Annotated in this window: 20 protein-coding genes; 5 read left to right on the forward strand and 15 right to left on the reverse strand. The window is 54.6% G+C overall.

Annotated features, from left to right (window positions below; genetic code table 11):
- Positions 1-30 precede the first annotated feature (30 nt).
- The 11 genes from FRY97_RS02735 to FRY97_RS02785 all read right to left on the reverse strand — a co-directional run bounded on the left by FRY97_RS02735 (position 31) and on the right by FRY97_RS02785 (position 13,202).
- Positions 31-999: a hypothetical protein gene (locus FRY97_RS02735; protein WP_147165892.1), complete on the reverse strand. Its 969-nt coding sequence runs from the start codon at positions 997-999 to the stop codon at positions 31-33.
- Positions 1,000-1,042: 43 nt separating this feature from the next.
- Complete coding sequence (locus FRY97_RS02740; protein ID WP_147165893.1) at positions 1,043-1,831, reverse strand: hypothetical protein; 789 nt, start codon at positions 1,829-1,831, stop codon at positions 1,043-1,045.
- A 20-nt stretch (positions 1,832-1,851) separates the two neighbouring features.
- Positions 1,852-3,462 (reverse strand): trypsin-like peptidase domain-containing protein, encoded by a 1,611-nt coding sequence (locus FRY97_RS02745; RefSeq protein ID WP_147165894.1) that lies wholly within the window; start codon positions 3,460-3,462, stop codon positions 1,852-1,854.
- Positions 3,463-3,464: 2 nt separating this feature from the next.
- Entirely contained in the window at positions 3,465-5,042 is a 1,578-nt protein-coding gene (locus FRY97_RS02750; RefSeq protein WP_147165895.1) for a protein kinase domain-containing protein, read from the reverse strand.
- A gap of 11 nt (positions 5,043-5,053) precedes the next feature.
- The gene (locus FRY97_RS02755) at positions 5,054-6,646 is read right to left on the reverse strand and encodes an FHA domain-containing serine/threonine-protein kinase (RefSeq protein WP_147165896.1); all 1,593 of its coding nucleotides are present in this window, start codon (positions 6,644-6,646) and stop codon (positions 5,054-5,056) included.
- Positions 6,647-7,644: 998 nt separating this feature from the next.
- Positions 7,645-8,220, reverse strand: a complete 576-nt coding sequence (locus FRY97_RS02760; RefSeq protein ID WP_147165897.1) for a hypothetical protein — start codon at positions 8,218-8,220, stop codon at positions 7,645-7,647.
- Positions 8,221-8,223: 3 nt separating this feature from the next.
- Positions 8,224-8,916 carry an SGNH/GDSL hydrolase family protein gene (locus FRY97_RS02765; protein WP_147165898.1) on the reverse strand — a complete coding sequence of 231 codons (693 nt, stop codon included), beginning with the start codon at positions 8,914-8,916 and terminating at the stop codon, positions 8,224-8,226.
- A gap of 35 nt (positions 8,917-8,951) precedes the next feature.
- A complete protein-coding gene (uvrB, locus tag FRY97_RS02770; RefSeq protein ID WP_147165899.1) occupies positions 8,952-10,973 on the reverse strand; it encodes an excinuclease ABC subunit UvrB in 2,022 nt (673 codons plus the stop codon).
- A 21-nt stretch (positions 10,974-10,994) separates the two neighbouring features.
- Entirely contained in the window at positions 10,995-11,639 is a 645-nt protein-coding gene (locus FRY97_RS02775; protein WP_147165900.1) for an O-methyltransferase, read from the reverse strand.
- A 245-nt stretch (positions 11,640-11,884) separates the two neighbouring features.
- The gene (locus FRY97_RS02780; RefSeq protein WP_147165901.1) at positions 11,885-12,466 is read right to left on the reverse strand and encodes a MarC family protein; all 582 of its coding nucleotides are present in this window, start codon (positions 12,464-12,466) and stop codon (positions 11,885-11,887) included.
- Between the two features lie 133 nt (positions 12,467-12,599).
- Positions 12,600-13,202, reverse strand: coding sequence for a class II aldolase/adducin family protein (locus FRY97_RS02785; protein WP_147165902.1), 603 nt, complete (start codon positions 13,200-13,202; stop codon positions 12,600-12,602).
- A 359-nt stretch (positions 13,203-13,561) separates the two neighbouring features.
- Here FRY97_RS02785 and FRY97_RS22910 point away from each other — a divergent pair, with 359 nt between their 5' ends.
- A complete protein-coding gene (locus FRY97_RS22910; RefSeq protein WP_211356795.1) occupies positions 13,562-14,254 on the forward strand; it encodes a TraR/DksA family transcriptional regulator in 693 nt (230 codons plus the stop codon).
- Positions 14,255-14,994: 740 nt separating this feature from the next.
- Positions 14,995-16,356 carry a KamA family radical SAM protein gene (locus FRY97_RS02795; RefSeq protein ID WP_147165903.1) on the forward strand — a complete coding sequence of 454 codons (1,362 nt, stop codon included), beginning with the start codon at positions 14,995-14,997 and terminating at the stop codon, positions 16,354-16,356.
- A gap of 368 nt (positions 16,357-16,724) precedes the next feature.
- Here the strand turns inward: FRY97_RS02795 and FRY97_RS02800 are convergent, their stop codons facing one another.
- Positions 16,725-17,384, reverse strand: a complete 660-nt coding sequence (locus FRY97_RS02800) for a hypothetical protein (RefSeq protein WP_147165904.1) — start codon at positions 17,382-17,384, stop codon at positions 16,725-16,727.
- 7 nt (positions 17,385-17,391) lie between these two features.
- Positions 17,392-17,901, reverse strand: a complete 510-nt coding sequence (locus FRY97_RS02805; RefSeq protein WP_170254474.1) for an RNA polymerase sigma factor — start codon at positions 17,899-17,901, stop codon at positions 17,392-17,394.
- Between the two features lie 388 nt (positions 17,902-18,289).
- Here FRY97_RS02805 and FRY97_RS02810 point away from each other — a divergent pair, with 388 nt between their 5' ends.
- On the forward strand, positions 18,290-19,585 hold the full coding sequence (locus FRY97_RS02810; RefSeq protein ID WP_147165906.1) for a pyridoxal phosphate-dependent aminotransferase: 1,296 nt from the start codon (positions 18,290-18,292) through the stop codon (positions 19,583-19,585).
- Positions 19,586-20,179: 594 nt separating this feature from the next.
- Positions 20,180-21,568, forward strand: a complete 1,389-nt coding sequence (mnmE, locus tag FRY97_RS02815; RefSeq protein ID WP_147165907.1) for a tRNA uridine-5-carboxymethylaminomethyl(34) synthesis GTPase MnmE — start codon at positions 20,180-20,182, stop codon at positions 21,566-21,568.
- Positions 21,569-21,905: 337 nt separating this feature from the next.
- On the opposite strand, the gene FRY97_RS23290 is transcribed toward mnmE, so the two are convergent.
- Positions 21,906-22,007 carry a Fic family protein gene (locus FRY97_RS23290; protein WP_394349347.1) on the reverse strand — a complete coding sequence of 34 codons (102 nt, stop codon included), beginning with the start codon at positions 22,005-22,007 and terminating at the stop codon, positions 21,906-21,908.
- Positions 22,008-22,105: 98 nt separating this feature from the next.
- Here FRY97_RS23290 and FRY97_RS02820 point away from each other — a divergent pair, with 98 nt between their 5' ends.
- A complete protein-coding gene (locus tag FRY97_RS02820) occupies positions 22,106-23,263 on the forward strand; it encodes an RNA-binding domain-containing protein (RefSeq protein WP_147165908.1) in 1,158 nt (385 codons plus the stop codon).
- A 48-nt stretch (positions 23,264-23,311) separates the two neighbouring features.
- On the opposite strand, the gene FRY97_RS23295 is transcribed toward FRY97_RS02820, so the two are convergent.
- Positions 23,312-23,473 (reverse strand): Fic family protein, encoded by a 162-nt coding sequence (locus FRY97_RS23295; RefSeq protein ID WP_394349348.1) that lies wholly within the window; start codon positions 23,471-23,473, stop codon positions 23,312-23,314.
- Positions 23,474-23,682: the final 209 nt, after the last annotated feature.

Consider the following 23,682-nt stretch of genomic DNA (forward strand, 5'->3'; position numbering starts at 1 on the left):
CAAGAATTCCACAATAAGGCCCGTTGAGGTTTATCCGCGACGGCTCCGGCGTTTCCGGCTTTTCTTCTTTGTTTTTTTGTTTTCCTCTTCCGTCCGAGAGGACTTTTTGATGGCATCCGCGTCGTTCAGCAGTTTGGGCTCGGTCACCGCTTTGAGGGTAGTGCCCTGACCCGATATTTCAAGCACACCAGCTACCCTAAAAGACACTGAGCCAGGCGAGATATCCGGATAGAGAAAAAAGCCGCCGATGTAGACTTTGCCCTGTTCTGGGATTTGGACAGGGGCCTCTCCTTTGTCCCAATCTGGTGATGCGCTGGTAAAATCTGTATACCACTTTGCACCGGCAGGGTCTACACCTTTGTCGTAGCCAATCAGCATCAGTATACCCTCTGCCACTTCCTCTCCGGGCACAGCCTCCAAGCGGCTGTTGAAACGAAGCCCACTGTATAGACTAAACTGCCCATCAATACTGTCAATCGCATAGGTTTTAGCATCTCCCCAACGGGCGCCCTCCTCCAATTGCCGGTAGCGGAGATTCCCAAACCGGCGGTTCCCCCAACCGCCTACCTGCGCTAGGCGCGCATCCTCTGCCCAAGGGCGGACGGTACTCATGGCAGAAAGGACTTTATTACCAACCACCAACCCCACCGAAAGAATAGGTACCCCCGCGCGCTCCTGCAAGACGACATCATCTCCTTCCTCGTCTTCCACTATGTACTCCTGTTCCATAATAAGAAGGTTGCTGAACAAAGCTTGCTCAACCAAGGTCTTGAACTGGCCGAAGTAAGCACCGCTGTCATCAGGAGATCCGAGCCCCTTTGACGGCCTAGTAGAAGGAGCTACTGATTTTTCTGGGGCTTGTTTTTCTGTGTTGCCCTTCCCAGCAGATCTATCCAACAGATCAAGCAGCTGACTGGCTCGAAGCGTATCCTGACCTTTTACAGGCGCTACTGTAAACACAAGCGTACACAACCCTAGCATTGAAATAAGGATTCGCATGGTATTTTTTTTAAGCCGGCAATACACCGACGGCATGACTGATTTATTTTTGCATTGATGGAGCGTAAGGCATAAAGCGATACCGAGCTCCTCCGTACTCGACCGGCAGCAGATAACCAGCCATTCCAAAGTTGATTTCTCCATTGCCAGGGCTAGTTTCAGCAACCAAAACCAGCCCGCCCTGCACCTTATTTGACAAGATTATAAATTCTCCACCGGGGGCGATGGGCAGCAAACAAAGCCGATAACCGGCCGCCTCTACTAACTCGAAGTAAAGGAGATATTGGCTGAGCGCTTCCAGGGAAGCCACCTTCATTCTATTTGGCCAACCCACCCCCTGATAAGCAAATGCCCCTTGTCCAAGGGTATCTAACTGTATCGTATCCTGCTGAATTATAGCCGTATCCGCACCAAATTCACTCAAGCTGTAGAAGTAAGCGCTCGTCAGCTGCCCTTTTTCCCAATAGTATTCTGCTTGGTTTAAACGGAAAAAAGTGTCCCGTTGCCAAGGAGATAAAGCGGGCGAAAAAACGATAACGTCCGCGCCGACCGCAACGCCCCAGCTAAAAGGGAGCGGATGTGGCCTGTTCTCTGCAGACCAAGTAATCCCAAAGGAGTCAACAGGTAAAAAATCTTGCTGTATGGCGACAAGGTTTATGCTTAAAGCCCGGATCAGCTCCTGCTCAAATACACTATCGTTATTTTTACAGAAGCAGATATCCGGTTGCGCTGCTTCCTGTGCCAATAAGGGGTTGAGGCTGGCAATACCCCCCACCTGTAATAAGCATGCGCAGATGATTGCCCGAAGCCCCTTCCTAGACTCTATTTCCAAAAAGAAATGGCTTTTAATCATCAGAACAACTGATTCAATGCAACAACGCGGCCTGTAGACCCTAAGCTAAGAGAGACAATACCCACTGCAACATACTTGCCATCGCGAACCGCGAAAACAGGGCCTCCTGAAGCTCCGGATTCATAGCCTTTATTCGTCACCGTTATCATGCCCAGGAAGTTTTTCGTCTGTCCCGCCATACAAGTACTATAGAGCGGATCAAGATTCTTCATCTCTCCAGTTTGGAGGTACTCTCCGTGATTATAGCCAAGTACATGAAGCTGTTCCCCTTGTTGAAGGCTGTTGGCCACCTCCGCGCTCCACTCGATATTGCCTTTTCGGTTATTAAATTGAATGAAGGCCCAGTCAGAAAAAGCCCGTGTAGGATCACAATACCTTACCTCTAGTTGACGACCTTTACAATCCGCAATTGCCAGCTCATCGTTAGAGTCATCTAGCTTCACGTAATCAAAAGAAAAATTAAACGCATCACCATCAGGTGACTCAGCACGAAACGTGATACGGATAGAGCCACCTTGCACCTCCATAGCATTCAACACTGTAAGATCAGAGCACAACTCAGGGGAAAAGCGCCACCCTTGGACTACGTGGCGAGCTGTAACAAATTTGCCATCAGTGGTCAAGAAACCGGTACCGCTCCACTTCAGTTTTTCTTCGTTTGACAAATCAAAGACAGACGCTTCCCCGTTTATAGTTGCCTCTACTTTGTCTACTTTTAAGAAGTAGACACTTGGCTTGAACTGTCCAATCCCTATAGATGTAGAAGAAGTAGCCCCTCCCGCTACACTGCCCCCACCGGAAGTTGCAGATCCTATTGCCCCTCCCGAAACCTGCTCTTCCAAGTCTTTCTGCTTCTTCAATGCCGCAGCCAATTGCTGCCGTTGTTGCTTTAGCTGAGCAGCGGTAGCCTGCCCGCTTGCTTCTAGCTGCTCCAGTTCGGTTCGGGCCTGGTCCGCCTGCGTTTTTGCATCGTCCAAATCAATAGTGAGGGCTGCTATGTCATCTCCCTGTTCTTTAATTTTACCTCCCTGCTCGGAAATCACGTACCAAGAGCCAGCTCCAAGGACAATGAGCAGGAGGGCGAGCACCCCCACAGCATAGCGATAAGGCTTCAGTGCCTGCTGGCTAAACAGCTGCATACGCTGGGTAAAGCCCATAGAGGAAGTACGGGTCTCTGTGGCGTTAAATCGGATAGAAGGCCCATCATTAGAGAGCTGAAGGGTATCCCCGTTCTGCAGCTCCGCTTCCTGGTTTTCCATCGTCAATTGCTCTACGGTGCCTGCAGTACCCCGCCGGATAATGGTCGGGTTAGTAGCGCTCAGGTGCTTGAGCATGACACGCCCGTTGTCCATACGCAGGGCAGCGTGCTTACGGCTTACTGTGCTGTACTCATCCCCAAACTGCACCACGCAATCGGAAGAACGCCCTAGCTCGACATAAGGGATGACAATGGTTTGAAAATCGCCCTGCCGATGCGATTTGGTGGCGTTTATATACGTGAGCGTATAGTTGGCCACATCCCTGCCGCCAAGGACTTTTGCGCCCTGACGCATGGTTTGGCTAAAGCTCTTTTTGCCCGTCAGGTTATTCCGCTGAGTTGGGTTCGCCATATTTACTCGGGTTTAATTGGATTGATTAATAAAGTTGAGGAAGGCAGTACCTTCATAAGTTTATCTAAAGTGATGGTTTCTGTAACCGATCGCCCCAGGGTGTCCCGCCTCAGCAAGACTCCCCCTTCCGGGGCAAAAGAGGCAAAAGTGACACCAGAAACGGCATGTACGGGCTCTGGGCCGCCCCGGAAAAAGTCCGCTCGCCGTTGCTTGTGGTCTATGGCCACGCCGACATCTTCCACCGCTAAAGCTTCATCGTACCTACAGGGGACGACCTCCTCGCCTGAGCTCAGGTCAAAAAAGCCCCATTTGCCGGTCTGCGGATGGCGAACAGCTGCTGTGTGCCCCTTCATCGGCTTGATATCTGAGTAAGACTCCCTCATCACAGGCACATGTCCCAAAGGCTGTTGCGCTTCGGGCAATGGCCCTAGCTTTAGCGCCAGCTCAATATCCCGGCTCGCTGCCTCAAGATGCCCCCTGCCCCCTTCCTCCAGATGCTGCTGAGCACTCACTAGGAATCGGGCCTGTACCAAGGGGGCGCCCCACCACCAGCTGGCAAAGCATAATACAAGCGCTAGACCAGCTGCAAGAACTTTGGTACGGGCTAAGCTGCTCCCCTTTCGAGGCGATACAGCCGGGCGGGGATATTCAGGTGCATAGCCTGCCCAGTACCCCGTCATTAGAAAATGTTTAAAATGGCTTTGCAGGTACTTAGCGCCTGGCCGATCTTCGGGTTTCCGGCTTAGGCACGGCTGCAGATAGGCTTGAAAGCCCTGAGACAGACCTCCTTCCTGGAATAAAGCCGGCGCGGCTTCATCCGGATTGTAGTGCATATGCCGACCTAGCCCGCCCTGGGCGACCGGAAGCCTTCCAAAGGCAACTTCATAAAGCGTCACAGCGAAAGCGAACAAATCGCTTTCCGCCTCCCCCTTGTAATCTTTCCCCCATTGCTCAGGCGCAGCATAGGCCGGAGAAAAACCAAGGCTTTCCGCTGTTTCTGCTGCCCCTTTAGCTGCAGTCCTTCTCTGTACCTCTTGCAATAGCTCCATCGATACATCAAAATCACTGAGCAGGTAGCGCCTATCCCCATCGAGGCCATCGATATACATGATATTGGAAGGCTTGATATCAAGGTGTGCCATGCCCTTGTGCGCATGCAGATAGGCCAGCCCTCCTGTGACACACTCCCCAATCGCAGCTAATTCTCTTTCCGTGAATAGAAGCTGCCCGGGCGCTCCTCCACTTTCTTTTACCACAGCAATGCCCCGCTCTCTGCAGAGCTGTTCTAACGTACCATCGCAAAGGGGCAAAACATAGTACATCCGGTTATCGTACTCCCCTATTTCTATTGGTCTACATAGGTAATCGCTATCCGCATCTGCTAGTGCAGCGAATTGCCTGCGGCGCAGTGCTTTTTCAGTAGTAGAGGCTGCCTGCTCTGTTACAAAAAACTTGACCGCTACAACACTACCTTCTCCAGCAACCTGCTGAGCTTCCCACACTTCCGACTCCCCACCGCTATTGATATAGCGAGTTAAACGGTATCCCCCAACTTGTTCTCCTTTTTGTCTTACAGCCATAATCGAAGGGGTTATAGGGTAATAAATTTGAGCTTCACTTCACCGGCTAGAGTGATGATGTCACCGGCTTCCAACTTGCGGTAGCCTTGACCGCTGATGTTCTCGTAAGTGCCTTTTTCAGCATTATAGATTTCAGTCTCATTAGTAGAGCCCTGCCAGCTATTTGAGGTAGCTACCCCATCACGAATAGCCCAACCTACCTTTTCCCTCCTGATGGTAGCGTGACGACGGGAAACGAAGTAATCGTCGTTCGGCTTAGGGATTTCATCTACAGCGATATCCTGCTGTACACTAGCATCTCTCCGTCCAATGATCAACTCTCCTGCTGAACCTACTGCCCTTTCAGAAAGCAACGCGCCCAAGTCAATCTGAGCCTGACCGCTGCCCCCTGAAAGGAGCTGAAGCCCAAAACGTTGTGCCTTCTCTTCTGCCCCAGCACTTTCTTGGTCTTTCAATGGCGCAGCTGAACTAGAAAAAGCTGACCAGGCAGCAGCAGGTGCTGGCGTGGGCATTTCCCCTCCACTACGGCGCATGACCACCTCATGGTTGACCATCTGCAAAAAGTGGTAAGGCCCCGGCATGCGCTTTCCAGGATCAGGCTCTAGGCAGCTGTGAATGGCGTGCGCCCAATTGGGGTCGATATCAGGCCGGTAGAAACTAATGGGCTGAAATTCCCCGTCACGCTGCCGGTTGAAATATGCTTCTTGGTCTTGCTCAAAATCGTCCAATGTCCCCCAAGGGTATTTGCCACTTGTCAACAAATGGTAAACCGTCACTCCAAAGGCGAACATGTCCATAGGGGGGAGCGTAAGCCGGTACACATCTTTCTCGCGCAGCGACTCTGGCGCAGCAAAAATAGGCGTGAACCACATTTCTTTCACCTTGCCACGTACCGATACAGTAGTCCGGTTATTAAGAAAGGCTGAGAGGTCAAAGTCTGTCAGTTTGGGATTGCCCACCTCATCGAAGAGTATGTTCTTCAGCTTGATGTCACGATGGATACAACCGCTTGCATGCAGCGTCTGCAGGCCATATAGCAGCTTTACAATCATAGGCTCGTATTGCTCCGGCTTATAAAAGTCGGGCATACGGGTTTCCAGGTCTCCTCCTCCACAATACTCCATGAGAATTGCAGGGTTGGATTTACAATAGCCCTTGTGATAATACTTGACCAGATAATCTGAACCCAAGCGGCCTGCCGAATAGCTTTTCTCAAACCGCTGCTTAAGGCTATGCCACTCCATAGGCTGCTTTTTCCAAAGGTCCAGTATTTTCAAGGCATACTGCTTCCTGCCCTCCCCTTCTACTTGATAAACGGAGCCACAGCCTCCTTCTCCTAGTTTGCGTATGACCTGAAAGGGCTCCCCTGTGGTCCCCCCTGGGTCGAAAACAGCCGTATCCCCTTCGCGGTAATTCACCACGCCAGGTATGTGTATACCCTCAAATCCAGGGCGGGAAAGAGCAGGGGAATGGGCAGGCTCAGGAGGGGAGGCTAAGGAAAACAACTCCCTGGCCCAATCCAGGCTACGGGACAATAGCCCGCGCCTATGCTCAGGAGCCCCTTGGGGAGACTGTTTCTTCCTAGAATTGGTCTTGCCAAACATGGCAGCTAAATTGGGGTTTAATTGCGGTTACTAATCCATTTAAAAACTGGAGCATACTAATAGCAGGGCTTCTAAAAACGAAACCTAAAACTGCCAAATTCATGTTAAAAACAATTGCCGCTGTGCCTGTCCAATGACTCGTCAGGCTGCGGTATGCTTTTGTCCGTGGGATTGTGGAAGGAGCAACTCAGTTACAAAGCACTATAAATTAGGCGTTTGCACCGAACAAACACATATTTTTAGCCGGAGAAGAGGGGTCCGACAAGGGAATCACTGCATAAGGACTGCAGCCGGCTTGTCTTTTCGTAACGCTATAATTTCGACTATAATCAAATGTAATGGCTTTGAATCAAAAAGCCAATTATTTCTTGAAAAATAACACTGCGTAAATATTTTTTTCAAAAAGTATAGCTGATTGAACTTTTATATCACAAAAACTCGGTTTGCCAGTACTTTGAACCTGTGAATAGGTACAATGTGACGTTGAAATAATTAATCTAATTGCCTTTTTAAGAAAATAACACCTAAAAAAGACAGCAAAAAAGATAATACATCTTTATAAACGCCGAACTAAACTTAAAAAACCAATAAAAATAAGTTTTATTAAGAAAAGAAGATAGTTTGTAAAAAACTTCTTAAAAATGTAACCAATTCCGACTGTTAAATCACACAATTAGTTACAAAATGAAGTATTTATTTCCAATAAATACATTGTCTATCATAAACCACTTTCTATTGGTCGAAGCCTTCCTCAGCCCATAGCGCCTCAGCATAAGAGCTCCCACAATAGTTCCTTAACAGGTCAAGGGGAAATCCGTACGTACTTGCCTTTTTGTTCAGCTAGGCTTAGTTTAGCGTGCATGTGCTCTGAGAAGTACAAAACCTTTTGCTGTATAGGGGCAGCTGGAGCAGTGCAAGTCAAACCAATTAGTGTTCCGTTCTTGTCAAACAAGCCTCTAATACCCTGCACATTCTACTCTACAGGTGCGTACCTCCCCCTACCCCAGCCCTCCCACATCCAGCCCTTCGGCCTTTGCCATGCGCATCAGCTGCGGGCTCTGACGGATATGGGCGCCCAGCTCGTGCAGCCCTTCTTCGAAATCCAGGAGCACATCCTCGTGCTGCCGTTCGAGCAGCTTCAGGATTTTTGCTGCCCGCTTGACCACGTACTTGTTGAAGGTCTGGGCCCGGCCGGGCGAAAAGCCGGACAGCTCGTCTTTTAAGTGGCGCAAAGGGTAATTGAGCAACAGGAGGTTGAGGGCTACTTCGCCGTATTTGTCTTTTGTCGCTTTGACATGCCGGTTGATCGCCCCGCTGAAGGCCCGCAGATCCAAGAGCAGGTAACCTGGTGAATAGAAGGTTTCTACGGCACGCTTCAGGGCCATTTCCAGTTCTTCGCGCAGTGCTTCGCGCCGCTCATCGGCAGTGCCTGTCCCTTCTAGCAGTTCAAACTCTAGGCGGGCGACCAGGCTCTCATCTTTGGGCACTAGGCGGAACAACAGTTTGTCCTTTTCCTTCGCAGGAAGGAGGGATATGGCTTTTTTCAGCTCCTCAGAAAGTTTTCTACGCGCCATCGCTTACTTTTTTGCCAATGCTTTTACAATCTCTGCTTCGGCCAAGGGGCCCATTACGCGGTAGCCCGCTTCATTGGGGTGCACCCCGTCGTAAGTCAGTTCAGGCTTCAGCCCCATGCGCTCGTCGGCCATTGCGCTGTGGTAGTCAATGTAGCCGTACCCTTCTTTTTCTGCTAAGGAGCGCAGCATACCGTTCAGGCGGACAATCTTCTGTGCGGGCGCCAGCCCGGGCTTCCAAGCGTAATCATAAACAGGCAAGACCGCGCTGAGCACTACCTCCGCCCCTTGCAAACGGGCCAGGGCGGCCATAGATTGGAGGTGCCCGAAGGTCTCCTCCAGTGTCATCGGCCCGGTATTGCCGGCGATGTCGTTGGTACCGGCAAGCAGGACGACTACGTCTGGCCGGTGGGCCAGGACATCCGCACGGAAGCGGACCAGCATCTGAGGTGTGGTCTGCCCGCTAATGCCCCGGTTGATGTAGGCGGGGTTATCCCAAAAAGCGGGCACAAACTCCGGCCAGCCTTTGGTAATGGAGTTGCCCATGAAGATGACACGTGGGCCGGTCTTCCCTGAGGCAGAAAGGGCGGCATTAGCTTCTGAGAAGTAGGCCAGGTTGGCCCAGTCCTGTGCTTGCAGTGGCAGCATGTAGAGGGTGTTGATGAACAAGGAAACGAACAGGAGCTTTTTAGCTTTCATGGCTTATGGTTTTCAAACGGCTTTCAAAAAACAGGCTATGCATGGCTCAGTTTTTTCTTGAGCGCAAACAGCTCGTCCCGGTACTGTGCTGCAGAAATAAAATCGAGCTCTTTGGCGGCGGCCTTCATCTTGCGCTCGGTATCTTCTAACATCTTTTCTAGCTGATCGCGGCTCATGTACTCCAGCACGGGGTCGGCAGCCAGAGAGGGCTCCTCGGGCTCTATATAGGCTTGAGCTTGTTTGCCCCGGATATCCAGTATGGAGCGCTTGGCCAAAATCTCGTCCCGGCTCTTGCGCACCGTCTGTGGCACTATGCCGTGCTCTTCGTTATAAGCCATCTGAACGCTCCGCCGGCGGTTGGTCTCATCAATGGTGTTCTGCATGGCCTCTGTCACCTTGTCGGCATAGAAAATGACCAGCCCGTTGGCATTCCGGGCGGCGCGGCCGGCCGTCTGCGTCAGGGAGCGGTTGTTGCGCAGGAAGCCCTCTTTATCCGCATCGATGATGGCCACAAGGGACACTTCCGGCAAATCGAGCCCCTCCCTAAGGAGGTTGACGCCCACGAGCACGTCAAATTCTCCCAGGCGGAGGTCGCGCAGGATCTCTACCCGCTCCATGGTATCTACCTCGCTGTGGATGTAGCGCACTTTAATGTTCATGCGCTGTAGGTACTTGGTAAGCTCCTCTGCCATGCGCTTGGTCAGGGTGGTGACCAGCACCCGCTCCTCCACTTCTATACGCTGGCGGACCTCCTCCATGAGGTCGTCGATCTGATTCAGGCTGGGGCGCACTTCTATGGGCGGGTCCAACAGGCCGGTGGGGCGGATGAGCTGCTCTACGATCTCTCCACCGGTCTGCTCCAGCTCGTAGTCTCCGGGGGTAGCACTTACGTAAACGGCTTGGTTGAGCAGGCTTTCAAACTCTGTGAAATTGAGGGGGCGGTTGTCCATTGCAGAAGGCAGGCGGAAGCCATTATCTACCAGGCTGAGCTTTCGGGCGCGGTCGCCTCCGTACATGCCGCGCACCTGCGGGATGGTCACGTGGCTCTCGTCTACGATCATCAGGTAGTCGTCGGGGAAATAATCGAGCAGGCAGAACGGGCGGGTGCCGGGCCGCCGGCCGTCAAAAAAGCGGGAATAGTTCTCCACCCCATTGCAGTAGCCCAGCTCGCGTATCATCTCCAGGTCGAAGGTAGTGCGCTCTTTGACGCGCTTGGCCTCAAGGAAGCGCAGCTCTTTTTCGAAGTACTTCTCCTGCTCATGCAGCTCATCCTCTATCTCCCGGATGATTTGGTTCATCCGGTCTTTAGGGGCGATGTAGAGGTTGGCGGGGAAGATAGCGGCTGTGTCCATGCCCGTAATGCGCTTGCCCGTTTCGGTCTCTATCTGATCGATGGACTCGATCTCGTCCCCGAAAAAAGTCACTCGGTAGCTGTAATCGACATACGGCAGGTTGATGTCTACAGTATCCCCCCTTACGCGGAAGGTAGCGCGCCGGAAGTCGGTCTCTGTACGGGAGTACAGGCTCTCTACCAGCTTGTACAAAAAGCTGTTGCGGGAAATGACCTGCCCCACTTTGATGCGGATGATGCTGCTTTTGTAATCTTCCGGGTTGCCCATGCCATAGATGCAAGAGACGGAAGCCACGATGATGATATCGCGCCGCCCAGAGAGCAGGGAGGAAGTGGCCCTCAGCCGGAGCTTGTCCACCTCTTCATTGATAGAGAGGTCCTTTTCTATAAAGGTATCGGTGCTCGATATGTAGGCTTCTGGCTGGTAGTAATCATAATAGGAGACAAAGTACTCCACGGCATTGTCCGGGAAGAAGTCCCGGAACTCCCCATACAGCTGAGCGGTCAGGGTCTTGTTGTGGGTCAGGATGAGCGTAGGCCGGTTGAGGCGGGCGATGACATTGGCCATGGTGAACGTCTTGCCGGAGCCTGTCACCCCCAGGAGCACCTGCGCTTTTTCGCCCTGCGCTATCCCTTGCACCAGCTGCTCAATAGCCTTTGGCTGATCGCCAGTGGGCGTGAAGGGGGACTGCAAATCGAAAGCCATAGTGGTACAAGGTTTTGTGGGTTATGCTTTGCGGGCGGCCAGAAGCCCGTCGCGGATGGGCAGCAGCAGGCTTTCCACCCGGCTGTCGGCATGAAGATAGGCATTGAACTCGTGAAGCAGGCGGGTGTCGGCATCTTTCTCCCGCAGTGCTTCGTCGGCCACTTTCCCGCTCCAGAGCACGTTGTCGGCCAAAATAAGCCCGCCGGGGCGCACCCGGTCAATGATGAGGTCGTAATAAGCGCGGTAGTACTGCTTGCCGGCATCAATGAAGACCAAGTCGAAGCTGCCTGGCAGCTCGGGGATGAGCTCAAGGGCATCCCCAATGTGCAGCTCTACTTTGTCCTCGAGCGCTGCTTTGCGCAGGTATTTCCGGATGAGGTGCTCCAGCTCTGGGTTGGCCTCCACCGTCAGCAGCTTGCCGCCGGGGGCGAGCCCCTGTGCCAGGCAGATGGCCGCGTAGCCGGTAAATGTGCCAATCTCTAGCGCCCGCTCCGGCTGGACAAGCCGGCTCAGCATGGCCAGGAGCTGCCCTTGCAGGGCGCCAGACATCATCTGAGGCGCCAACGTCTTCAGGTGGGTTTCGCGCTCCAGCTCATAAAGGAGGCTGCCCTGAGGCTCAGACCAGGCCTCGCAGTAGTCATATATGGATCTATCGAGTCTTTGCATATCTATCGTTAACGGCCCAGCGCCACAGAAGGTTGCTGCCGGCAGGCAGCGCTTGCCGTGCCGGAGGATAGCGGCCTAAGCCAAAATATCGCCAGCGCTTGGCTTTCTGCTGCACACCGGCCTAGCGCTGCGGAGGGGTGCAAGCCCGATAGGGCCGAGCGAAGAGCGAGCCCCGCAGCATAGCGGCACCTGCCGCCAGGCAGGGGCAGGCCCCCTCACCAACGGCTATCTTGGTTTGGGCGCTTCTAATGTAGCCCCCCGGCCAGCAGGTTCTCTTTGAAAATTTTGATGGCAATGGCCAGCAGGATGATGCCGAATACTTTGCGGAGGACGTTGGCCCCGCTCTCGCCCAGCTTTTTGCTGATCCAGTCGCTGCTGCGCAGTACCAGGTAAATGATAAGGATATTGAGCACAATGCCCAGCCCAATGTCCCAAGGTGCGTATTTCGCCTTCAGGGTGATAATCGTTGTCATGGTGCCAGCGCCGGCCAGCAGCGGGAAAGCTAAAGGGACGATGGTGCCGGTTTTCTCCTCCAGGTGGTCGTCCCGGAACAAGGTGATGCCCAAGACCATCTCCAGCCCGAGCAGGAACAGGATGATCGCCCCGGCTACTGCAAAGGACGCCACGTCTACCCCAAATAGCCCGAGCAGGGGCTTGCCGGTGAGCAGGAATAGGAGCATGAGCAGCATGGCGATAATTGAAGCCTTGGCCGACTCTATCTTAACCCCCTTCTTCTTCATATCGATGATGATGGGGATGGAACCGATGATGTCGATCACGGAGAAAAGGACCAGGGATACCGAAACCAGGTCTTTGATGTGGATCATAGCGCCCGAAGCGTTTAAGAGGTTTTGGAAAAAGCCCGCAAATATACGGCCTCGCCCTGTCGGAGTCAACAGGCCCGGCAAAGCTTATTTTTGTGCCTGCTCAAGGCCCTACAGCTTACCGCCCCCGGCAGGTTCAAAACCGGTGCCCCAGGGCTGCCTCCAAAGGGGCTAGGGCACTCGCCATGTCCTCCCCAAAGGTAAAAAGGCCTTCGCGGTGGCCCTCCATCGCAAAAATCCGAAGGCGGGCTACGGCGGTAGTACGGAAGAGCTCGCGGATGGCCGCTGCCATTTCGGGGGTGCCGTAGGCAGCAGTTGCCGGGGTGGCCGGCACTTGGCGCAACAGGCGTTCCCAGAGCGCTAAGCTGTGCACGTGCACGACCATCCGGGCTTCTGGGCAGCAGGCATAAACGGCAGCGTGGCTCATCGACTCTGAAGACGCGGCTACGGGGCCTACACACCACAGGGCGTTGGCCTCCTCTGCTACAGCCGTGACCCGGGAAAAGTGCCGCCCATCAAGCACCGGCAGCCTCCCGGTGGCCGAACCGGTGATGAGGAACTGCCCATCGGGCAGGCGCTCGCTCACATTCCCATAGCCTATGCCATCGGCGTAAGCGCCGATCAGCCCCTGCTGATACAGCACAGCCCGGCAAGCGTTCAGCTGTGCGATAGCCGCCGCAGGCAGCGCCTCGCCTACCTCCCAGTGCGATTGGAACTTGATATAGCCTTCTTCTTGCATCTCTCCTTGCATTTTGGCAAAGGTACCACTGCCCCTGCAAGAGCAGGCAAGAGCCGTGTTACCCCTTCATTAAGATTGGCCCGGGCTAGGGGCAGAACTAAGGATAAGCAGCGCCCTTGCCCTAAAATAACCCTTTCAGGCTTGATTATCCGGAAATAAAGTTTCAGATTACACCCGCAAATGGGGGCAATATAGCTGGCCAGAACGCTTTAGGCGAGCGTTACCTTTTCGCTGGCCGGCAGTCTAACCCCCCAATTTCATCAACCAACCGCCCGGCAAACGGGCCTAGCGGTGGGCGAGCCCCACCTCCGCCTAATTTTCAGGCATATTGTTTTCTGTTGTTTTAAACCTTTTGAAATATGTCAAACACGGTGGTTAGATACTCGGACGCTGAGCTCGACGAGTTCAAAACGCTTATTGAAAACAAACTTGGCAAGGCCAAAGAACAGCTCGCCTCCCTGCAGGAGCAGATCCTAGAGATTGCTGAAAACTCCGGGGACGAGCACGGTGGCGATTGGATGGACGACAGCAGCACCAACAACGATGTGGAAATGCTCAACAACATGGCTATCCGGCAGCGCCGTTACATACAGGACCTTGAAAACGCGCTCATCCGGATCCGCAACAAGGTCTATGGCATCTGCACCGTCACCGGCGAACTGATCGACAAGAAACGCCTGCTTGCCGTGCCCACCACTACCAAAAGCTTGGCTGCCAAAGTGCAGCCCCAGACCTCTCAGCGCCCCGCACCGCCCAAACCGGCTGAGGACGAAGATGAGGATGAGGATGCCCCTAAGCCTAAAGCGCCTCCTAAGCCGGCCAAGAACAAAGTCATTACCCGGGTGATCCGGAAGTCGGCCACGCCTAAGCCTGCACGCCCTGTCGATCTCGATGAAGACGAGGACGAAGACTTCAAAATGGACGACCTCTACGATGATGATATTGATGACCTCGATAAAGATATGATCAGCCTCGAAGACCTGCCCGAAGATGAGGACGGGGAAATTGACGAGAGCCATATCCGCAACGACGAAGACGAAGAGGAGGATTAAGCGCCTGCTCGGCCCGATCTCCCCCATGCCTTAAATTGGGGCCTGCCGGCTAGCTGGCAGGCCCCAATTTTATTTCCCCCGAAGCCTCTCCCTCCAAGAGCCGCCCTTGCTCTTTTGCCCTGCCCCACCGCCACAGCTTACCACCCTCCTCTCCATCCCAGCGGCGCCCCAATTTTATATCGCTTGGGCGATAAAAATACAATTAGGATGAATTATTATTTTTCCCTAATTTAGGGGTGCACAAAAGGAGCCTGGCCCTGTGCCATCCTGCGGGCAATTGAACTAGACAAGCCGTAGCCGCTCATCGCGCTGCAACCCATAACATCTGCAGCACTGCTACAGCAGCCCCCGGGCTGCGCGCACCCCGCCCGCCATCCGGCTCCTGCGCTACAGTTAGCAAAAAACTCCCGGCGGGCGCCTGCCAGCGCAGGCGCGCCGACACAAGCAAGCAAAAAACAGCCTTAGAGCGTGTTGCCCTGCATCCGCACTGCTGTGCCCCCATCCGGCAAGGGGCACGGGCCAGCCGGGCGTTCCCCCCGCTAGGGGCATTCTCTCACCGCACAAAACCAGAAGCGTATGAAGCACTTGCTTTCCCCCTTTGTATACCCCCGCTGCTGCCCCTGCACCTGGGGCGGCCAAAAATTCCGCTACATACCTCCGGAGCCATTGCGCCAGATGCCATCCTGTTTTTTCCTCAACCAATAGACTTGATGCATCAGGTCTAATAAAAATACCGGAGTATGTCCAAGTACCAATCTTATACCTTACGCAATTTCCGTGATATCCCGCAAATACAGCGCCACCTCACCGAAGAAGAGCGCTTCGATATTGAAGTGGTCGGCAACGTATTGCCCTTCAAAGCCAACAACTACGTCGTAGAGCAGCTCATCGACTGGAGCAGCTACCAGGACGACCCCATCTACATCCTCACTTTCCCGCAGAAGGATATGCTGCAGCCGGCCCATTACGAAGAGATGGCCAAAGCCATCCGGTCTGGCGCGCGCAAGCCCGAGCTCAAGCTCATCGCCAACAAAATCCGGATGGAGCTCAACCCCCACCCGGCCGGGCAGCGCTCCCAAAATGTACCTCAGGTAGAGGGCACCGAGCTCACCGGCGTGCAGCACAAATACCGGGAGACCATGCTCTTCTTCCCCAGTCAGGGGCAGACCTGCCACGCCTACTGCACCTTTTGCTTCCGCTGGCCGCAGTTTGTAGGCATGAACGAGCTCAAATTTGCCATGCGCGACACCGAGCTCGTCATCAAATACCTCCGTGCACACCCCAAAGTGACGGACATCCTCTTCACCGGGGGCGACCCCCTGATCATGAAGACGAAAATCATCGATGCCTACGTACAGGCCCTGATAGACGCCAAGCTCCCCAACCTGCGCACCATACGCTTCGGCACCAAAGCCCTCGGCTATTGGCCGCAACGGTTCACTCAAGACGACGACGCCGACAGCTTGCTGCGCACTTTCGAGAACGCCCGCAAGGCCGGCATACACATTGCCTTCATGGCCCACTTCAACAGCCCCGCAGAGCTGCAGACCGAAGCCGTGAAAACCGCCATCGGGCGGGTGCTCAATACTGGCGCCATCATCCGCACCCAATCGCCTGTGATGCGCAAGATCAACGACTCTGCTGCCGCCTGGGCCAGCATGTGGCAACAACAGGTAGCGCTCGGCTGCATCCCCTACTACTTCTTCGTCGCACGCGATACCGGGGCACAAGACTACTTCGCCGTGCCACTGGAGCGCGCCTGGCACATCTTCCGCAATGCCTACCAGCAAGTCAGCGGCATAGCCCGCACCGTGCGCGGCCCCTCTATGTCCGCCGGGCCTGGCAAAGTGCACATCGTAGGCGTAAGCGAGGTACAGGGCGAAAAAGTCTTCACCCTCCAATTCCTCCAAGGGCGCAACCCCGACTGGGTCGCCCGCCCCTTCTTCGCCAAATACGACCCCAAAGCCATCTGGCTCGACGAACTGCAGCCCGCATTCGGCGCAAAGCGCTTTTTCTTTGAAGACGAATACCCCCTCATCCGGCCCGCAAAAGCAACTGCCAAGCCGGCGGCCAACCTGCTCAAAAGCCCGGCTATGAACTAAAGCAGCCCGGAAGGCCTTCCGCTCAGGAGGGCTTTCCTTTTTCACTGCATCAGGGCGCCCCCGGCCGCCCGGCAAGCGCAATGCCGGCCGGGCGTTACGCTCCGCCCTTCGCAAGCCTGCTCAGCCCTGCGGGCCAAGGGGCTGCGCATCACTGGCGCGGCAATAGTTCTTTTTTTTACCGCCTGCACATGGGGCTGAACAACCGGGCTTGACCCTCGCCCAGGCCGGTGCGCGCTGTGCTTATTGGATCACAGCGGGGCACAGCGCGGTGTGGCTGCCCGGGAAGCCAGCATGGCCGGCACCCTCGCCACCAAGGGCTTTACGGTCTCTTTGCTGGGCAGCACAGCCATGCTTTGGGCATGCTGCGGTCAGTTGGAGAAACGGCGGATGTCCTCCAGTTCGCTCAAGGCTTGCCGGGCTTCTTTACCGAGCAAGTGTGCCCGCAGCTGGCCCACCCACGCAAAACGGGGATTGGTTTTGCCCAACTCTCGGACGAGCCATGCCGTAGCCGGGAGGAGCAGGGCACTAAAGCCAATTTGGGCATTGAGCCATAAGGGGTCTGCCACTTGGTACAAATCGATGCCCAGCAGCAAGCGGAACCAAAAGAAGATATGCGCCATGTAGAATGGCACACTGCTGATCAGCAAACGGGAGAAGAGGAGCTGATGCGCCCGCAGCTGCCGGATGTCTGCCTGCAATTCCAGGATAGGCTTTTTGTAATCGAGGCGGGCCAGCAGGATCAGCTGCCCGGTGCTGCCGATGATGCCCGCCGTAGCGAAGAGTGCGAGCACTATGGCCGAGAGCTGAGGCGCGCTCCAAGCTTGAAAAGCAGCAGTACAGTACCACAGCCCGGCCAGGAGCAGCAGCCAGATTTTCACTTCTAGCCACCTCAGGGCCCAAAGCCGCCTGAGCGGGTACCGGGCTTCCTGCCGCTGCAGCTTATCCAGGATAGTCTCATTGATGTGTTGGTTATGGTCGAGGCGGCGCTGATAAGCGGCCCAATCTTTTTGCCATTCTTCGAAAGTCATACCGTTGTTATTTTGCAGGTGATAAATCTTTGGCCATCCGGGCCTTCAGCCGGCTGATTTTGGTGCCGGCATTGCTCGCACTGATGCCCAGGGCAGCCGCAATTTCCTGATGGCTGAAGGCGTCGAGGTGCAGCAGCATAAGGGCACGGTCTAAAGGGGGCAGGCGCCTTATCCAGTCCTGAAGCTGTTGTACGCGCTCGGCCTGCAGAGGGCTTGCGGGGTCTGGCTTTGGCGGCCAGCCGTCATTGAGCCCGGCAGCCTGCTGCTTGCGGCGTACTTCCTTGCGCTGATGCGAAAGGGCGACGTTGAGGGCGACCCGGTAGACCCAAGTGCTCAGCTTGCGGGAGGGGTCATAGTTGCTCAGGGAGCGCCACACCTGAATGCTGATGTCCTGTGCCAGGTCATCCGCATCTGCTGCGGAGTGCGCGTAGGAACGTGCTACCCGGAAAATGATGCTGCCGTACTGCTCTAAGACTTCCCGAGCGCCCGGCATACGATTCTGCTTTTGTCCAGCCATGATTGGAAGTTGTCTCGCTCTTATATTCGCTATGGCGGAAGGAAAAATCACAGCAGCCGCGTATTTTTTTAAAAAAAGTTGGGCAGGAAGGAGCAGGCCCAGGCTGCAAAGCCCCGCCATCTGCTGCCAAAAAGTTAGCACAAGCCCCCTAATTTTTTTACTTTGATGACGAATCCCCGCCCAATCCCTAAGAGAGCGTGTTGGGATTTTGGCCTTCTAGCCGAAAACCGGAGTTTAGCCAAGCCCCGCTTTTTATGCACAAAAGCGGGAAAGATTTCCGGGGCGAAGTATAAGCGAAAAAGTGTCCCGCTAGCTTAGCGGGACAGGCCGATTACCAAAGTCCCAACATCTCTAAGCAGGAGCCCAAGCTCCACAACACCCATTCAAGATGGCAAAACGGCAGAACGTACGCATCGACCTCAACCTGAATATCCGGGGGCTGAAGAAATCAGCGACCCTGGCCATCAACGAACAATCGGCAGCGCTCAGCGCACAGGGCCGCCAAGTCTACCGGCTCGGCTTTGGGCAATCGCCCTTCCCTGTGCCGGAGCCTGTGGTAGAGCGCCTCAGGCAGCACGCCCACGAGAAAGACTACCTGCCGGTGAAAGGGCTGCAAGCCCTACGGGAAGCTATTGCTGGGTTTTACCAGCGCCGGCAAGGCATCACCCGCACAGCGGAGGATGTGCTGATCGGGCCCGGCTCCAAGGAGCTGCTGTTCATCCTTCAGCTCGCCTACTACGGCGACCTTGTCATCCCTACCCCGAGCTGGGTCTCCTACTCGCCCCAGGCCATCATACTGGGCCGGCGGGTCAACTGGGTGAAGACCCATCAGGAGAACGATTGGCGGCTTACGCCCGAAGAGCTGGAGCAGCTCTGCGCGCAAGACCCCGAGCGGCCCCGCATCGTCATCCTCAACTACCCTGCCAACCCTACCGGGGCGACCTACACCACCGAGCGGCTCAAAAAGCTGGCCGAGGTGGCCCGCAGGTACAAGGTCATCCTCTTGTCCGACGAAATTTATGGCGAGCTGCACCACTCCGGCCAGCACGTGAGCATTGCCCGCTATTACCCCGAGGGCACCATCATCAGCAGCGGCCTCTCCAAATGGTGCGGGGCTGGCGGCTGGCGGCTGGGCATGTTCGTCTTCCCGGAAGAGCTGCGGTGGCTGCTCGACGCTATGGCCATTGTGGCGAGCGAGACCTTCACCTCTACCAGCGCTCCCATCCAATATGCGGCCGTGGAGGCTTTCAAGCCGCACCCAGACATAGAGCAGTACCTTGGGGACGCACAGCGCATCCTGCGGGCAGTAGGCCGGCACTTCCACAACCGGCTCACGGCTATGCGGGTATTTGCCCCCAAGCCCCAGGGCGGTTTCTACCTCTTCCCCAACTTCGCCTTTTACGAAGGGGTGCTCAAACAGCGGGGCGTCACCAACAGCGGCCAGCTCTGCGAACGGCTGCTGGAGGAGACCGGCGTGGCCTTGCTGCCGAGCTACGACTTCGGCCGGCCCAGCGAAGAGCTGACCGCACGGCTGTCTTATGTAGATTTTGACGGGGCCAGGGCGCTCGAGGCCGCCCGGGAGGGCTACCGGGGCCGCAACTTGGACGAAGCCTTCGTCAAAGCCTGCTGCCCGGAAATGACCGAAGCTTTTGACCGGGTGCAACAGTGGCTGCAAGCGGGCTAGTGGTCTGTCAAGGCTAAAACTAGGGGTTGCCTGCGGCGACTTTTGAGGCTACTCTTCGTTGGACAACCCCTTACGTAGCGCTGCTATGCGCGGGAACATCCGCCTTGATTAGCCTCAAAATTCGCTCCCACTCAACCTATAAATTAACACTTGACAGGCCACTAGTGCGGCTAGCCCGAATTGTTTGATGGTATTTCCACGATTAAGCCTTTTCTGGTGCGTGGCCTTTAATGGTCAAAAATTTACGGCTCAATCCACTAACTGGCTTTGTGCCTGCGCGTATAGCCCACCGGGCACGGATTGCGCCCTGCGCGCCTGCGCGGAGGGGCCCCTAAGCTGCCAGACTATGGGCTTGGTGCTTCAACCCTGGCCCGCTTGCACCGGGCCGCCGGACTAGCGATGAGGAGGGGTGGCAAGCCCGATAGGGCCGAGCGGGCAGCGAGCCCCGGATCGTAGCGACCCGCGCCGTGAGGCGTGGGTAGGCCCCAAAAAAGGCAGGCCGGCCTGTAAATGCAGCACAGCTTGTTTACCTTTGCAAGGCAGGAAGCGCGGGCGGGCCCACCCAGCCTGATACCGCCAGAAAAAGTACGATGCATGAGCCACCACTTGAACGATACGATTGTAGCCCTCGCTACCCCTCCGGGGGCCGGGGCCATTGGGGTCATACGGCTGAGCGGGCCTGAGGCTATAGCCATTGCCGACCGGGCATTCTATGGCAAATCGCTTAGTGCACAGCCCAGCCATACGGTGCACTTCGGCAGCCTGCGCAACGAGCAGGGGCGCATACTGGACGAGGTGGTCGCTACCCTGTTCGTCGGGCCCAGATCTTATACCGGCGAGCACGTTGTGGAGGTGTCCTGCCATGGCTCTGACTACATCCTGCAGGAAGCCATACAGCTCTTTGTACGCTTGGGGGCACGCCTGGCCAACCCGGGCGAGTATACCCTGCGTGCGTTCCTCAATGGCCGGATGGACCTGAGCCAGGCCGAGGCTGTGGCCGACCTGATCGCCTCTTCCTCCCGCGCCTCGCACGCCATCGCCATGCAGCAGATGCGGGGCGGCTTTTCGGACGAGATCAAGAAACTGCGGCAGGAGCTGATCGACTTTGCCAGCCTCATTGAGCTGGAGCTGGACTTTTCGGAAGAGGACGTGGAGTTTGCCGACCGCAGCAAGTTGGAAGCCCTGGTGCACCGCATTCAGCGCATCATCAAAGCCCTGCTCGACTCCTTTCAGCTCGGCAATGTATTGAAAAACGGCGTGAGCACGGTCATCGCGGGCCGGCCCAACGCCGGCAAGTCTACCCTGCTCAATGCGCTGCTCAACGAGGAGCGGGCCATCGTCAGCGAGATCGCTGGCACTACCCGAGACACCATTGAGGAAGTGCTCAACATCAAGGGCGTGCAGTTCCGCATCATCGATACGGCCGGCATCCGCGACGCTACGGATGCCATAGAGGCCATAGGGGTGGAAAAGACCTTGCAGAAGGTGCAGTCGAGCGCCCTGCTCGTCTATGTGTTCGATGTGGCGGCCACGCAGCCGGAGGAGGTCCGCGCCGACTTGGAAAAGCTGGTGCACGAGAACATCCACGTCTTGGTGGCAGCCAATAAAATGGACCTCAACCCGTATACCAAGCAGGAGCATTACTTCCCCAAGGACAGCCCTGCCCACTATCATTGGGTGCCCGTTTCGGCCCTCAACAAAATGAACGTCGACTACCTCAAGGATAGCCTGCACGATGCGGTGCTTACTAAGAAGGTCAACTTGGAGAGCACCATAGTGGCCAATGCCCGCCACTACGAGGCCCTGCAAAAAGCCTATGAGAGCCTCGCCCGGGTGCTGGAAGGGCTGTCTGCTGGCATCACCTCCGATTTTGTAGCGATGGACATCCGGGCGGCCTTGCACCACCTGGGGGAGATCACCGGAGAAATATCGACGGATGACCTGCTGGGGAATATCTTTTCGAGGTTTTGTATCGGGAAGTAAAACCCGAAAATCAACGCCCACTCACCACCACTAATTAGCATTCAAGTCATGCTTTTTCAACGATTCATGCAAATATCTTCATTTGCCTGACATTACCCTCCTATGCCTGCTTTTCGACCTCTTTTGTACCCTATTTGTACCTATCATTTGAGAATTTGCACCTATTTCAGCGATAGGCACAAATAGTAGAAATCATGGCGTAGCATGGCATAAAAAGACATACTATGACACAAACGGCACCCATTTGGGGGAAGTTCACGTCTTGCTCACACCAGCAAACGCCTATTATGCTTGAAAATTCGAAGCCGAGGTCCGGATTTTCAAGGATACCCCCCTTTTAGCGTTTGCTAGTAATGCGCTCCAGCACCATCTGCCCCAACTCCGTCAACCGGTACTTCTGATTCCGGCTGCGCGGCTTGTCCGGTATCACCTGCCTGATGCAGAAGGGGTAAAAGGAATCCCTCGAGCGTTGTTATGCAAGCCTGACTATCAATTCTACCAAAAGAGTGCTAAATTTGGAATGCTAAAAATAATGGCATGAGTGCGGAGGAACTACTGAGTTTAGTAAGAGGAGGCGAGACCAGCCTTATTCAATTCAAAGAAAATGTAACAAATGCAGTAAGCATTGCTCAAGAGATGGTCGCCTTTTCTAACAGCAAAGGCGGGCAAATCCTGATTGGTATTAATGATAAAACCGGGGAAGCAACGGGGCTCAGCTTTCAGGATATTCAACGTATCAACAATCTACTGACAACTGCTGCAAACGAGCATGTGAAAAGCCCAATTATCATCGAGACGGAAACTGTAGCGGTTAAAGATAAACAGGTTATTGTTGTTCGTGTGCCAGAAGGAGTTGACAAACCCTATAAAGATAATAGCGGATTAATCTTTGTGAAGAATGGGGCCGACAAGCGTAAGGTGACCAGTAATGAAGAATTATCCCGGCTGCTTCAAGGTAGTGGGAATCTATATGCTGAGGAACAAATCTTGCATCACTGCACTTATGAAGACCTCAATTGGGATAAATTCAAACGTTTTTACGAAACCACCTACCAAGAAACGTGTGAATGGGAAGACCGGGACCGAATATTTGAAAATCTCCGCCTGGGCAAAGGTGGTAAACCCAATCTGGCGGCAGCATTACTCTTTACCGATAAACCAGACAAAACACTCACCGGATTCTTCATCACCGCTATTTGGTTCTGGGGCAACGAACTCCATGAACACGAATACCGATCAAGTGACAACTTCAAAGGGAATATTGCTGAACAGTATCAGCAAGCCTACTCCTTTATATATGCTGCGCTCAGAAAAGTACAAGCAGGGCAATCCTTCAACAGCCTGGGCATACCCGAAGTACCAAGTGTGGTCTTAGAAGAATTGTTAGTCAACGCCCTTATCCACCGGGATTACTTCATCAAAGACACCATCAAGCTTTTTCTGTTTGAAAACCGGATAGAAATCAAAAGCCCTGGCAAGCTGCCCAATAACCTGACGACCGAGCAGATCAAACGAGGTATCCGAAAAAAACGAAACAACATACTGGATTCCTTTGCCCCATCTTTGCTCAATTACCGCGGTGCCGGCAGCGGAATTCTGCGTGCCCTGCAAGCTCATCCGCACATTGACTTCATTAATGATGTAGAAGCCGAACAGTTCACAGTAATCATCCACCGCCCGGAAGAGAAAAGGTAAGCCGTTCAGGTATTCTCCTCGCCTTTCAACCGAAAGGATGGGTAGGTTTTACTTTTTCAGCACCGCACGCCCCACCTCCGTCACCCGGTACTTCTGATTCCGGCTGCGCGGCTTGTCCGGCACGGTCATCTCTATCCAGCCGCGGTCGAGGGCAGGAAGGATGTATTTTTTGTAGTTGTCAAAGTGGTTTTTAACGCAGCAATTCTCAATTTGGCTGAAAAGCCCGTTTTTGTTGGGGTTAAACCAAGAAGAACTCTTTTTCTAGTGACGGGATTTGGTCAAAATAAGAAGTGATATTAAGGTTAGACCTCATGGGCGCAAACCAGATTGTCGTTTTTTTTTTGGGGGGGGAGGGGGCCTGCCCCTGCCTCACGGCAGGTGCCGCTATGCTACGGGGCTCGCTATCCGCTCGGCCTTAT

This window comes from Phaeodactylibacter luteus, assembly GCF_007993045.1.
Taxonomy (GTDB): Bacteria; Bacteroidota; Bacteroidia; order Chitinophagales; family Saprospiraceae; genus Phaeodactylibacter; species Phaeodactylibacter luteus.